The organism is Fictibacillus phosphorivorans (assembly GCF_023715845.1).
In the GTDB taxonomy this organism is placed as follows: domain Bacteria; phylum Bacillota; class Bacilli; order Bacillales; family Fictibacillaceae; genus Fictibacillus; species Fictibacillus phosphorivorans_D.
Window position 1 is genome coordinate 1 of the sequence record NZ_JAMBOR010000039.1, and the last position, 13,095, is coordinate 13,095.

Consider the following 13,095-nt stretch of genomic DNA (forward strand, 5'->3'; position numbering starts at 1 on the left):
GCAAACTGGACATGGCGAGGGCCATGTCCAGTTTAATCCAGGTGTGTTTATTCAAAAATAATACTTAAAAACAACACAAACCCCATTTTCAACAAAGTTGAAATGGGGTTTGTCTACGTTCTGAGACCGGTTAAATACCGGTCTTAGCATCTGCGTTCGGATATGGATTTATTGATGAATTGGCAATTCTTACTTTTCGTAGCGCGAACCACCATAAGAAAATCATGAACGGGAACATATAAAAGAAAATATACTTAGTATTCGATAGAAGTAAGGAATTAAAGGTTCCATGCAGAAGAATAGGGATGATCAGCGAAAGACTTAAATAGATTATTTTCCTCTTCCCGGCTGAAAACTTTCCTTTTCCTAGATAAAAGCCCATGATGACGCCAAACAGGGCATGACCGCTTACCGGAAGGAGTGCACGGATCAATGCTTCTTCGATCCCGAACGTGTACAGATAAAAAATATTTTCTAAGGATGCGAAACCAAGGGATAACGCAGTTGCATATACGATCCCATCATAGGGTTCATTAAATTCTTCATGAAGGTATGCACCATAGAAAACTAAGAACCATTTTAAAAACTCCTCAAGCGTTCCGCCTACAAAAAATGCATCAATAAATAAAGGGATGTTCATCTCTTCCTTAAATCCAAACTGCAGGACCATAACAGGAAATACGAGAAGGACTCCAAATATATAAACCTTGATTACCAATGATAAAGGTTCTGTTTCATATTTATCTTTTAGGTAAAAAAATGATAATAGAGCAATAGCCGGAGCCACCGCTGCAGAAATTACAGCTAGCATGTCCTGCCTCTTTTCTACTGTTTTTTTCTATCGTAACATGATATTTTAAGAAGTGGAATAGAGAACAATTAGAACAAGGAGGGCGGCAATATTGAAAAAAATATTACTGATTCATACAGGTGGAACAATTGCAATGGAAGAGAACAAGAATACAGGCGGTGTCAATACGAGAGAAACACATCCACTTGAAGCCACTATCTCTGAATTATCTGATATAGCGGAAGTCACGGTAAAAAATTATGTTAACCTGCCTTCTCCTCATATTACACCTTTACACATGCTTGAACTTGCTTCATTTATTAATGACCAGGTACAAGCAGATCGATATGATGGACTTGTCATTACACACGGTACAGACACGCTGGAAGAAACAGCATATGTTCTTGACTTGATCTTAGAAACACAAATTCCAGTAATCGTCACGGGTGCCATGAGGTCCAGCAATGAACATGGTTCTGACGGTCCATATAACCTTATTTCTTCTGTAAGGGTCGCCTGCGAACAGCAATCATTAGGAAAAGGTGTCCTCGTCGTATTCAACGATGAGATACACGCTGCTAAAAACGTGACCAAAACACATACGAGCAATATTGCTACTTTTCAAAGCCCGCAATATGGCCCAATTGGAATCGTTACAAAAAGAGGAGTACTCTTTCATCATACCCCTTTACGATCAAGTCGTTTTAAAGTTAACCAATTTTCTAAGAACGTTATCTTATTAAAAGCATATGCAGGAATGGATGGAGAATTAATAAATACCGCATCAAAATCTGCTGACGGTGTTGTGATCGAGGCTCTCGGACAGGGAAACCTGCCTCCAGCAACAGTTCCTGCTATAAAAGGGCTCATATCACGTAACATTCCGGTTGTTCTGGTTTCAAGATGCTTTAATGGTATTGCACAAGATATCTATTCCTATGAAGGAGGCGGAAAACACCTTAAGGAGCTGGGTGTTATTTTCTCAAACGGTTTGAATGGACAAAAGGCTAGACTAAAGTTAATGATCGCCCTTGAGCAAACAAACTCATCTGAGAAACTTCAGCAATTGTTTTTAGACTAAATAAAAAAGCCAATATCCTATTTAGGATGATTGGCTTTTTCGCGTTTTTCGATGGTGTTTGCTATCATCTCTCCATGAAATCGTCCATTTTCAATAAAAATTTCATTAGCATTGTTACCTGCAGCGATTACACCTGCAATAAAAAGGCCTTCAACATTTGTTTCCATCGTGTCTTCGGAGAAAAATGGCCGGCCAGTCTCCGAATCAATTTTTACTCCCATGTTTGAAATAAATTGATGATCTGGGTGATATCCTGTCATCGCGAAAACAGCTTGAACTGAAACGGCAGCTTCTTCCCCTTTAATATCCACAATAATCTCGTCTTCACGAATCTCTTTAACGCATGATTCAAATGTCATCTTGATCGTTCCTGCTTTCACACAAGCTTCAAACTCCGGGAGAACCCATGGTTTGATACTTGGGGAATATTCACTGCCTCGATAAAAGACGTGAGGTCGCGCACCTGCTTTCTGTAGTTCTAACGCGGCATCGATCGCAGAATTTTTACCTCCAATCACAGCCACATCCAGATCATAATAAGGATGTCCTTCATGGAAGTAATGATGAACATGCGGCAAATCTTCCCCTTTAATATTCATATAATTTGGATTGTCATAATATCCCGTTGCTATAATTACGTTTTTTGCTTCATATTTTGTTTCTTCGTTTTTCCGGTTCAACGTTTTTACAAGGAATGTTCCATCATTCAATTTATCAACTGAAACAGCCTTTTCAAAAGTCCGTAATTTTAACCGGTTTCTTTTTACAACTTCTCTATAATACGTAAGGGCATGTATTCTTTTTGGTTTTCTTTGTTCATGAACAAATGGAAACCCTCCGATCTCCAGTTTCTCACTCGTGCTAAAAAACGTTTGATGGGTAGGATAGTTGTAAATAGTGTTCACAACATTTCCCTTTTCGATCACACAATATGTTATACCTTTTGATTGAAGAGCTAATGCTGCCGCTAAGCCGCAAGGTCCTCCTCCTATAATACAAACATCTATTTTCACTTTTTCACCACTCCAAGAACCACGTCATATCTTTATTTTGCCAATAAAAAAATCTCCTATCATCATATGATAGGAGATTTAGATATCAATTGCAAAATATTAAATCCATCCTCTGAATCGAGAAGCCTCAGCCATTTTACGAACACCGACCATGTAAGCCGCGAGTCTCATGTTTACTTTTCTATTCATAGCTGTTGTATAAACCGTTTCAAATGATTTTACCATTACTTTTTCCAGCTTCTCTTCAACTTCTTCTTCAGTCCAGTAATACCCTTGGTTATTCTGAACCCATTCGAAGTATGAAACCGTTACCCCACCAGCACTTGCTAAAACGTCAGGGACAAGCAGGATTCCTCGTTCTGATAAGATTCGAGTTGCCTCAAGCGTTGTAGGTCCATTTGCTGCTTCAACAACAATCGAAGCCTTAATCTGATTAGCATTTTTCTCGGTAATCTGATTTTCAATCGCAGCAGGTACTAATATATCGCAATCAAGTTCTAAAAGCTCTTGGTTTGTTATGGTATCTTTAAATAACTTTGTAACTGTACCAAAGCTATCTCTTCTTTCAAGAAGATAATCGATATCCAGTCCTTCCGGATCATGAAGACCGCCATACGCGTCGGAAATCGCGATTACTTTCGCTCCTGCATCGTGCATGAATTTTGCAAGGAAGCTCCCTGCATTTCCAAATCCTTGTACAACGACACGAGCACCTTCAAGCTGTATCCCTTTTTTAGCGGCAGCTTCACGAATACAGATCGTTACACCTTTTGCAGTTGCCGTTTCACGACCGTGAGAACCACCTAATACTAGAGGTTTACCTGTGATGAATCCAGGTGAATCAAACTCTCTGATTCTGCTGTACTCATCCATCATCCAAGCCATAATCTGTGAATTTGTAAATACATCTGGAGCAGGAATATCCTTTGTAGGACCTACGAGCTGACTGATAGCTCTTACATATCCTCGGCTTAATCTCTCAAGCTCTCGGAAAGACATCGTACGCGGATCACAGATAATTCCGCCTTTTCCTCCACCGTAAGGGAGATCAACGATTCCTGCTTTTAAACTCATCCAAATTGATAACGCTTTAACTTCTGTTTCTGAGACATTCGGATGAAAACGAACGCCGCCCTTTGTTGGACCAACAGCATCATTATGCTGGGCACGATATCCTGTGAAAATTTTAGTGCTTCCATCATCCATTTTTACAGGTATGCGAACCGTCAACATACGGATTGGTTCTTTTAGCAACTCAAAAACTTCGGAAGAATACCCTAATTTATCGAGCGCATCCGCGATAACGGATTGCGTGGATTGAAGCACATTGTCATTGTTGTGATTATTATCGGAATTTTGGTCTGTCTTATTTTGGGCTGTCATTTGTTTACCTCCCATATTTGTCACCTCTAAAGTTTAGTCAAGCTTCAGTGACAGTATACACCTTTGCGAGACTGTTGAGAAGTTAAATTTAGTGAATTTCACCTAAAAAGTAAACGCTTTCTTAATCACATACTGTTACGAAAATACCTAATTTTCTGCCAATATACCTATATCCAATGTTTGTCCACTTCTAAGGGAATTTACCCCACCCTTTAATCAAGATGGGGTGGTTATTATTTTACTTTTTTAAAGATAGCTCAATTAATTTTTCAATCATTGTCGGATAATCCATACCAACTTCTTTAGCAGCATCCGGAAAAAGACTTGTTGGCGTCATACCAGGAAGAGTGTTCACTTCTAAAATTACTGGCTGTGAGCCGTCGTGGGGAATGATAAAATCTACACGAGAATATACTTCACACCCTAGGACTTCATGAGCAGCAATTGCCTGTTTCTGTAAGAGCGCTGTTGTTTCTTCGTCTACTCTTGCAGGAACATGGTGTACGCTTCCGCCTTCAGCATATTTTGATTCATAGTCATAGTAGGCATTCTTAGGTTCGATCTCAACAACTGGCAATGCTTGCAACTGCCCGTGCTCACCCATTACAGCAACAGTTACCTCTTTTCCACTTACGAATTGTTCAACGAGGACCGTATCATCATGTATAAAAGCTTCAGCAACCCCTTTAAGAAGCTCTTCCCTGTTTTGAGCTATTGTTAAACCGATTGTTGATCCTTCTCTGTTAGGCTTTACTACTGCAGGAAAATCAAAAGATAATTCTAACTGATCTTCGTTATAAGATTTTTTATATAATACCTTTTCTTTTGCAATATTGATTCCAGCTTCTTTAAAGAACTGTTTTGATTTTGCCTTATCCATTGCTATTCCTGATGCAAGCGCTCCAGATCCTACATACGGAATGTTTAACATATCTAAAAGTCCTTGAAGACGTCCATCCTCACCAAACCTGCCATGTAATCCTAAAAAGACCACATCCGCTTCGATTTCAAGCACCTCATGTAATCGCGAGGGATGAAAATCAATTCCAATAACTTCATGACCCTTGCTTTCAAGGGCTGCAATTATTTGTTTTCCCGTAGATAATGATACTTCACGTTCAGCAGAAACTCCGCCATATAATACTGCAATTTTCATTAGTGGTCACTCCTAGCCCAAAAGTTTATGTATTTATTATATTCCCTGATCTTTTTACTGTTCAGCGGAAAAAAATATTACTAATCATAACAGATTTTTCAGAGATCAGTAAGGTAAAACACAAATGAGGACGCAGAAATTTGCGCCCTCCTTCCTGTTTTTGTTATTTAAAGTGACGATCAAGTTCACTTACCGCTTCAGTCTTCATTAATTCTTTTCCATATTCAATTACGCGATAGCTTGTAATGGTTGAGGAACTTCCAAATTCAGCAAGAATGGCAATAAATAAATCCAGATCAAGTGGATTTATTTCTTCCTCCTCAAATTTTAAGTAAAAATGATTATTGTAAGAGAACAATCTGCCACCCTTGATTTCTAGTGAATGAAGTCGTTTCGCTAGTAGGATAACATCTTCAAAAGATGAAAATTCATAAAAAATTTCATCATTCTCATCTAATGTAACTTGCATCTCTATATAATCTTCATCATAATCTTCTTCTAAGTCGTACTCATTGATGCCTTTTGTAACAATAACAACCATACCTTGAGCAGGAAGTGAAAATACTTCAACCGCAATAGGACCGTCAGCTTTAAATCCTACCTCATCATCAGCCTCTGTCATCATATCACGGAAAAGCTGATGTACTTTCGGAATGTCTTGCCATATTTCTTCTTTTGAAATACCACGTTCATTCAAATCATCAAAAGTTAGGAAGATCTTTATTTTATTATAGGTTAACCGTTCTACCCGCATCACTGGTCCCCCTTACGATCGGCGCTATTATGTCTTAGTTACAATATATGAGTTTGTGAAAAGTTGGTGCTAAAGAAACAAGCCAATTATGTCAGCCATCAATATTTATTTTTAAGCTTCTTAGAAATCCAGCCTTCCCAATCTGTTTTCGTGCTGCCGATTAACAGATCGCTGTATTTCTCCTGAACTTCTGAAGAGAGTTGGCTAACAGCAGATCCACCTACACCCAGAGAAGTTCCAGGGTATTTTTCATCAATATTTTGAGCCCACCTTAGTGTTTTGATTACCGGGTCCACTACAGTACACGATAAGAATACCATCCTAGGTTCAACTTCTTTAATAACAACCTCAAAGTCTTTCTCCGGAATGCCATGACCTAAATAGATTACTTCGAACCCTTTACGTCTTAAAAATAGTGTAAACATCAGTAGTCCTAATTCATGTTCCTCATCAATTCCGCAACTTGCTATAACTTTAGGTAAATGCGGATCAGAAGGCAGCCATTGCATAAGTTGTCCTATTTTTGTTCGTAAAAAGGATGAAGTAAAGTGTTCGTGTGCAACTGTTATTTTTTGATCTTCCCAAAGATGACCGACCCGTACTAATAATGTACCCAAAATATCAATTATGACTTTTTCCAAATTATACATACTGAAAGCTTGACTTAACAAATCGTTTGCTTTCTTTTCTTGAAATGAAAGTAAAGCATCTAAAATCAGCTTGGACATTTCCGCAGCTCGGTCTGTCGTATCGGTTGAAAAAGGTGCAGCTTCTTTATAAAGTTCCCCGTTTTGCGCAAGGTCTACTGCTTGGCTAATCGTAAATCCTTGATTAACTTTATTCACTAACCATTTTAATATGTATACTTGTTCATCGGTATATAATCGGTGTCCAGCTTCATTACGATGAGGCTGGACAATGGAATAGCGTCTTTCCCAGGCTCTTAGAGTACCAGCTTGTATACCAAGCATTTTGGAGACCGCTTTTATGTTGTATTTTCCTTCACAAGACATCTGCAATCCTCCAAAGATCAAGTTAAGAAGAGTATATCTGATAAATCATTGTACTGTAAACTTTTTGCCTTAACCTAGAGTGATCAGATGTGCCTCACAAGGCGCACACAATCGAAGCGGAAGATGTGTAGCACCAAAACCGTTGCTTACTAAAAGTTTATAAAAACCTTCATCATACCAGCCGCCTCTTTTTGCGATCCCTAAGGGTCCCAACCTGATCTGGCCTCCATGAGTATGTCCTGACAGCACTAAACGTATTTGATGATCCTGCGTAATTTTTCTTGATATATCAGGATTGTGACTGATGAGTATACGGCATGAAGAACGGCAATCCATGATGGCATCTTCTAATCTGTCTTTTTTAAAAGAAAGATCATTCACCCCTGCAATATCAAGAACATCTTTGTCTCGATGAAGGGAGATATTTGTATTATCTAAAATGGTTACGCCACATGAGAGGATTGTCTTCGTTAAGAGGTTAACATCTTCATCGTAATCATTATTTCCCCATACAAAATAAACAGGTCCAATTTTAGAAAGCATCTTTATGTTATGTTCCACCCTAGCCATAGGAACTCCTTTTTCTAGCAAGTCCCCACCTATAATGACAATATCAGCACCTACAGCTTTTTCAAGAAGTTGATTCGTGATGGTTCGGCGATGGATATCTGATATGAAAAAGATTTTATAATCCTTGAAAGAAATCGGTAATTTATCAATCTTTACCGTCTCTAAACTGACACGATTTCTATGTGCTTCAATATACATATATAGTAAAAGTATGAGTCCAGCTACTAAAAGAACATAAATCATTATTGCCTCCTGCAAATATTAATTCTTCGGCTTATACATGGAAAATGCTGCGTTAATTTTTTGAATATTTAAAAAGTATTAGTTGAAAAATTTGTAAATTTAACGTATTATTATTTATACGAATAACAAAAATAAAGAGAGGAACAACATCATGACATTAACTAAATTAAAAAACAAATCTCTCGTTACTGACCTTGATTTATCTTATAGCAAGCGACTGGGCTTGCCTATTGAAGTGTACTGCCCTAACACACATGAGACGATTGCTTTTGGCAGAATTGATCATTTCTGCGAAAATACCGTAACCGTGCAAGGTCAGTGTTACGAGAGAAACGCTGTATTATTTTTCGGCTGTCCATGCCAGTAATATTGACGACTTCTATTTATGATAGATATTAATGTTGTATTCTTTTTTCATGAATTCAAATACAATATGCCTCTGATTCCATAGCTCCTCATCGCTCCACAGTTCCCTATTTCGCTCAATAAAATCTGAACGAATCGCTTCGAACTCTTCATCTGCTTTTTTGTATTTTTTTTTCATCCAAATCATATGAAAACTTGAGAATAGAATAAAAACCGTACAGATCCAAACCATCTCATCTGCAAAAATGACGGTTAACGGATTTTCAAAGCGCGAGACATCTGAAAGCTTAAAAAAATATAGATAAATAAAAGTTGCGATCAATACAAAGATCATGGACAATCCCCATTGATTAATCGCTTTTTTCCATCTATCTTTTTCTTCTTTTTTTTCGACTAGTTCAGCCAAAACAATGCTTGTAAGCTGATTAATATAAGGGTTTATTCTCCAGTGATTCAATGCGTTCATACACAAAACCTCCTGTAGAATAACTATGCCTATACAAGCAGATTCATGCTTTGGTTTCAGACCAGTTCATTTACTTCTACCCTTTCATGACTATCCGTTTATAGATGCATATTATTTATTTTAATAAACATAAAACAAGACCGTCAGGAAAATGGTCTCCTGACGGTTATTTATCGTTCGATTTCCACTGTTTCAATACCTTTTTTATCTTCACTATGAACTGGTGTGGATACTTTTTCTGACCAATATTTATAAGTGACAGTCAGACCAATCAATAAAACAAAAGAAAGAAGCAGCAGTCTTGTCAGCCAAAATACGGAAACCACTTTTTGTTTATCGGGAATTTCTTTCTTTTTTCTGTCCCCTCTATTCTTTCCATGAATTTCACTTCTTGAAGGGAGCGGACTACTTTGAGATTTACTTCTATCAACGGCTTTTGTTCTAAGATTTTGTGCCTGGTCTTTCTCCATGTATGTCACTCTCCTTTTTCGTTGTCTTCCTTAGCCCTTCTATGTTCTTTAGCTATCCAGCAGCCAGAAATAAAATCAATTAAAAAATGAGCAAGAAACGGGATCCAAATGGACTCGGTCCACTCATATATGAGCCCCAGCCAAAAACTTAATAGGGTAACAATACCGAGTAATAATGGTTTTTTAATATATCGGACATGAAGAAGTGAAAACATAAGACTTGTAATCATTAAACCTAATAAAGATTGTAAAACTCCGCGGAATAGCCATTCTTCTGCAAAAGCAATTATTAATGTCAATATAAAAATATGTGGGTACGATAAGGAGCTGAAGATTTTATCATTGATTCCGCCATCGTCTAAATAATGATCAGGAATTCTTTTTTTCAATATGATCGATAAAAAGGGGAATAACAATCCAGTTATTCCACCTAATAGGAACCCTGTACTTGTTAGGGAAATTTCATTATTCCATGGAAAAGGAACATGAAAGAACCAAGCAATAACAGCAGCGATTACGATAAAAAAGCCTTGTGAGATATAAACGTTTACTAATAACTCTTTTGGTGTTAAATCATTGATTAATACTCTTTTTGAAGAGTGATTCATAGTAATTATTACACTTCCTGTCTAAATAACCGTTTCAGTTCATCTTCCCATTCGTGATCAATCAGTAACTTTGGTTCTTCTTTTCCATAGAATCGTTCCAGATCATCTTGACAACCGCTGCAACAATACTCCATATCATTCTTTTCCTCTTCACCGAAATAATTGAGCAGCATATTTCGTTTACAACCATTTGTCATGATCCAATTCTCAATCATTCTTAAGGATCTCAATTTTTCTTTTTTTCTTGCTTCTATCTTTAACTTTAGTGTTTTTTTCAACGATTCTCTTTTATCTTCTGAAATACCCTTTTCATTCAATACACCCGCACTATTAAGATGGTATTCCATAAACCTTTGACCGGTTTCAGAAATACCTGCTAGATGTAAACGTTCAGCTACTGTTTGTTCGGAAAGTACGTCATAGTCTGATAGAATGAAATCTATTTGGTTATGATCAGGAAGCTCATTTTCAATAAAATGGAATGGAATCTCTAAATCAGACGGATGATAGAGAAGAATTGCAGCTGAAGGGTGTAAATCCCTCCCTGCACGTCCTATTTCTTGAACATACCCTTCCATATTCGAAGGTGCATGATAATGTAAGACATACCGTATATCAGGCTTATTAATCCCCATTCCAAATGCGTTTGTACACACGATCAGCTTTAATTGCGAATTTAGAAACTGCTTTTGTACAAGTAATCTCTCATCTTGTTCCATTCCTCCGTGATAATAGGAAACATTATGCATCCCTTTTTCGTGAAGGAGATTAACAAGCTGTTCTGCACTTCTTCTCGTATTCGTATAAACAATGCCCGGACCTTTTAATTCACTTATTAGATCGATGGCTCTATCTTGTTTATGCTCTAAGTCAGAAAAGGATTCTACAAAAAGGGAGATATTCGGTCGATTCACACTATGTATATGGACTTTCGCCTTTTCGATTCCTAAATATTTTTGAATGTCTTCCTGCACTTTAACGGTAGCTGTCGCCGTTAATGCCAGGCAAACAGGGTCACCGAGCTCTTTTTTTACATATACTAAATCTAAATAATGCGGCCTGAATTCATGTCCCCATTGAGAAATACAATGGGCTTCGTCGACAACAAACAGTGACCATTCGACTGATAACAAGGTAGAACGTATATAGTTATTTTGCATGATTTCAGGACTTACAAAGACAAACTGGTAATCTTTTAAATGTTTTAGAATTGATCGTTTATCTGATTGATCTAAAAAACTATTTAACGCTACTGTCTTTTTAAAACCAGTTTGTTTAAACTGATCAACTTGGTCTTGCATAAGAGATACTAAAGGGGAAACGATTAAAGCTCTTCCTTTTAATAAAACAGCCGCCAACTGATAGATCAGAGTTTTTCCCGTGCCAGTAGGCAGCATGCCAAGTACATCATGACCTGAGAGTATATCTTCTAATATTTCTTTTTGTCCTGGTCTAAACTCATCAAAGCCATAGTACTGTTTAAGTGCCGCTTCCAACTGCATGTTTTCCACCTTCTTTAGCGAGAACTAGCCGTATTTGCAAATATGTTAAATGAGGAAAAGCTTCTTTTATCGGCCTGAGTTTGAATTTTTTTGTTTTGTTATAAAAATGGCTAACTCTATCTTTATCTTCATCGCGTATGTATGGTTGAATCGAAAAGTCTGGAATCTCCCGAGCGATCTCTACAAGATGGTCTTCCATTGTACTTAATTTAAGGTTTCTGATTTTCATAATCTCTTTTAAATCTTTTTCTTGTTTGAGAAGATGATACGTCTGCAAGGCAGATTTGGTCAAGGCAGGGATATCAATTAGCTCCCCTAACAGTGTATATAAGACCGTGTAGCTTTCAGGCTTTTCTTTTATGGAATAGAAGATCATATGAAGAACTGAGCGAAAACGAAGAACTGCTTCAACTCTTGATAATCCCCACTCTCTAGCTGATTGATCAAATGTATGTCCCACTCTGTTGTATCCTGACAGTTTGTTAACAAAGATCTCAGCACTTTTTGAATCGCATTTTTTCAGTATTATTTTTAATTCAATGTAAAGTTGAGAGGCAACCTGTTTTCTTTGCTCATCTGTTCTGGGAAAAAGAATTTTTACCTTTTCAGCGGCATCACGATCTCGAATAACTGGAGAAAAATTCAAGAAATGATATAGCGCGTTCGATAGTGATTGTACAAATAAAGAAAGAACCTGCCAGCATTTATGTTCGATCGAAGCATATTTTAATCCGTTGAGCTTTTCCATGAAGAAATAATAGCTCTTATTCTTTTCAAGGAAATTTGAGCCTTTTTCAGATATAAGAAAGACCTGATCTTCTTTAAGATTGATAAATTCCTTCGTACAGAGCTCATCTAGGATTGAGTTAAAATCTTCTACTGTTAAACCCTTTAACGAAGCATAATAGGGTTCGATCTTAAACCACTGACTATCTGACAGTGATTGTGCAGTTTTCTTTCCCGTCAATATGTAATAGATACCGGAGCATTTACGGCTGCCGTCTACTTTTTGAAGAACATCCATTATTATGGCACGACTAATATCCATACGATCACCACTCTAAATTGTTACATCTATTTTATCAGATTATAGGGATTTTAGAATAAAAGTGTTATATTTTGAGGGAACCTGGGTATAAAAGATAAGATGAGGATACTAATTTTCTATTGAAATGTAGGGGGATACTTATTACAATATGATTAGAAGACCCTAAATAAAAAATAATTAACTTGTATGAACGGATTAGTTTTCCAATTCCTTAGGAGGTATTCATTATGCCAAAGTATACGATTGTTGACAAAGAAACTTGTATCGCATGTGGAGCATGCGGAGCTGCAGCACCTGACATTTACGATTATGACGATGAAGGAATTGCATTTGTGACACTAGACGATAACCAAGGAATCGTTGAAATTCCAGATGTACTGCTTGAAGATATGCAGGACGCTTTTGAAGGTTGTCCGACTGATTCAATTAAGGTTGCTGACGAGCCTTTTGATGGCGATGCATTAAAATACGAATAGAACGTCACTGAAAGCCCTCTTTTAAAGAGGGCTTCAGCTTGTAGACAAAGTCATGTCTACAAGCTTTTTTTATTGTACAATTAAAGTAGATAATGTTTGAGGGGAGAAATATACATGTTATCTAAGCATACTACTGAAGGACGTCACCAAGTAACT

The 13,095-nt window shown here is 37.3% G+C and carries 14 protein-coding genes; 2 read left to right on the top strand and 12 right to left on the bottom strand.

Annotation, left to right across the window (positions count from 1 at the left end; genetic code table 11):
• Window positions 1–130: 130 nt before the first annotated feature.
• Window positions 131–811, bottom strand: coding sequence for a glutamic-type intramembrane protease PrsW (gene prsW, locus M3206_RS18480; protein WP_251313993.1), 681 nt, complete (start codon window positions 809–811; stop codon window positions 131–133).
• Window positions 812–902: 91 nt separating this feature from the next.
• On the opposite strand from prsW, the gene M3206_RS18485 reads away from it, so the two are divergent.
• A complete protein-coding gene (locus M3206_RS18485) occupies window positions 903–1,871 on the top strand; it encodes an asparaginase (RefSeq protein WP_251313994.1) in 969 nt (322 codons plus the stop codon).
• A gap of 17 nt (window positions 1,872–1,888) precedes the next feature.
• Here M3206_RS18485 and M3206_RS18490 read toward each other — a convergent pair whose 3' ends face one another.
• The 11 genes from M3206_RS18490 to M3206_RS18540 all read right to left on the bottom strand — a co-directional run bounded on the left by M3206_RS18490 (window position 1,889) and on the right by M3206_RS18540 (window position 12,463).
• Window positions 1,889–2,884 carry a YpdA family putative bacillithiol disulfide reductase gene (locus M3206_RS18490; protein WP_251313995.1) on the bottom strand — a complete coding sequence of 332 codons (996 nt, stop codon included), beginning with the start codon at window positions 2,882–2,884 and terminating at the stop codon, window positions 1,889–1,891.
• A 99-nt stretch (window positions 2,885–2,983) separates the two neighbouring features.
• Complete coding sequence (locus M3206_RS18495) at window positions 2,984–4,267, bottom strand: Glu/Leu/Phe/Val family dehydrogenase (RefSeq protein WP_251313996.1); 1,284 nt, start codon at window positions 4,265–4,267, stop codon at window positions 2,984–2,986.
• A gap of 238 nt (window positions 4,268–4,505) precedes the next feature.
• Window positions 4,506–5,423, bottom strand: a complete 918-nt coding sequence (locus M3206_RS18500) for a D-alanine--D-alanine ligase family protein (RefSeq protein WP_251313997.1) — start codon at window positions 5,421–5,423, stop codon at window positions 4,506–4,508.
• A 163-nt stretch (window positions 5,424–5,586) separates the two neighbouring features.
• On the bottom strand, window positions 5,587–6,177 hold the full coding sequence (locus M3206_RS18505; RefSeq protein WP_251313998.1) for a genetic competence negative regulator: 591 nt from the start codon (window positions 6,175–6,177) through the stop codon (window positions 5,587–5,589).
• 98 nt (window positions 6,178–6,275) lie between these two features.
• Window positions 6,276–7,190 (bottom strand): MerR family transcriptional regulator, encoded by a 915-nt coding sequence (locus tag M3206_RS18510; RefSeq protein ID WP_251313999.1) that lies wholly within the window; start codon window positions 7,188–7,190, stop codon window positions 6,276–6,278.
• Between the two features lie 69 nt (window positions 7,191–7,259).
• Entirely contained in the window at window positions 7,260–8,003 is a 744-nt protein-coding gene (locus tag M3206_RS18515; protein ID WP_251314000.1) for a metallophosphoesterase, read from the bottom strand.
• Between the two features lie 379 nt (window positions 8,004–8,382).
• Window positions 8,383–8,835: a DUF2663 family protein gene (locus M3206_RS18520; protein WP_251314001.1), complete on the bottom strand. Its 453-nt coding sequence runs from the start codon at window positions 8,833–8,835 to the stop codon at window positions 8,383–8,385.
• Window positions 8,836–9,005: 170 nt separating this feature from the next.
• The gene (locus M3206_RS18525; RefSeq protein ID WP_251314002.1) at window positions 9,006–9,305 is read right to left on the bottom strand and encodes a hypothetical protein; all 300 of its coding nucleotides are present in this window, start codon (window positions 9,303–9,305) and stop codon (window positions 9,006–9,008) included.
• 5 nt (window positions 9,306–9,310) lie between these two features.
• Complete coding sequence (locus M3206_RS18530; RefSeq protein ID WP_251314003.1) at window positions 9,311–9,913, bottom strand: CPBP family intramembrane glutamic endopeptidase; 603 nt, start codon at window positions 9,911–9,913, stop codon at window positions 9,311–9,313.
• An 8-nt stretch (window positions 9,914–9,921) separates the two neighbouring features.
• On the bottom strand, window positions 9,922–11,415 hold the full coding sequence (locus tag M3206_RS18535) for a RecQ family ATP-dependent DNA helicase (protein ID WP_251314004.1): 1,494 nt from the start codon (window positions 11,413–11,415) through the stop codon (window positions 9,922–9,924).
• A complete protein-coding gene (locus M3206_RS18540; RefSeq protein ID WP_251314005.1) occupies window positions 11,393–12,463 on the bottom strand; it encodes a helix-turn-helix domain-containing protein in 1,071 nt (356 codons plus the stop codon). The genes M3206_RS18535 and M3206_RS18540 overlap by 23 nt, the downstream gene beginning before the upstream one ends.
• 227 nt (window positions 12,464–12,690) lie before the next feature.
• Between M3206_RS18540 and M3206_RS18545 the strand changes: the two genes are divergently transcribed.
• Window positions 12,691–12,939 carry a ferredoxin gene (locus tag M3206_RS18545; RefSeq protein WP_251314006.1) on the top strand — a complete coding sequence of 83 codons (249 nt, stop codon included), beginning with the start codon at window positions 12,691–12,693 and terminating at the stop codon, window positions 12,937–12,939.
• Window positions 12,940–13,095: the final 156 nt, after the last annotated feature.

Coding starts and splice junctions, on each gene's coding strand:
- M3206_RS18545 (WP_251314006.1), top strand. CDS start 12,691: ATGCCAAAGTATACGATTGTTGACAAAGAAACTTGTATCGCATGTGGA.
- M3206_RS18505 (WP_251313998.1), bottom strand. CDS start 6,177: ATGCGGGTAGAACGGTTAACCTATAATAAAATAAAGATCTTCCTAACT.
- M3206_RS18535 (WP_251314004.1), bottom strand. CDS start 11,415: ATGCAGTTGGAAGCGGCACTTAAACAGTACTATGGCTTTGATGAGTTT.
- M3206_RS18510 (WP_251313999.1), bottom strand. CDS start 7,190: ATGTCTTGTGAAGGAAAATACAACATAAAAGCGGTCTCCAAAATGCTT.
- prsW (WP_251313993.1), bottom strand. CDS start 811: ATGCTAGCTGTAATTTCTGCAGCGGTGGCTCCGGCTATTGCTCTATTA.
- M3206_RS18540 (WP_251314005.1), bottom strand. CDS start 12,463: ATGGATATTAGTCGTGCCATAATAATGGATGTTCTTCAAAAAGTAGAC.
- M3206_RS18530 (WP_251314003.1), bottom strand. CDS start 9,913: ATGAATCACTCTTCAAAAAGAGTATTAATCAATGATTTAACACCAAAA.
- M3206_RS18515 (WP_251314000.1), bottom strand. CDS start 8,003: ATGATTTATGTTCTTTTAGTAGCTGGACTCATACTTTTACTATATATG.
- M3206_RS18495 (WP_251313996.1), bottom strand. CDS start 4,267: ATGACAGCCCAAAATAAGACAGACCAAAATTCCGATAATAATCACAAC.
- M3206_RS18525 (WP_251314002.1), bottom strand. CDS start 9,305: ATGGAGAAAGACCAGGCACAAAATCTTAGAACAAAAGCCGTTGATAGA.
- M3206_RS18520 (WP_251314001.1), bottom strand. CDS start 8,835: ATGAACGCATTGAATCACTGGAGAATAAACCCTTATATTAATCAGCTT.
- M3206_RS18500 (WP_251313997.1), bottom strand. CDS start 5,423: ATGAAAATTGCAGTATTATATGGCGGAGTTTCTGCTGAACGTGAAGTA.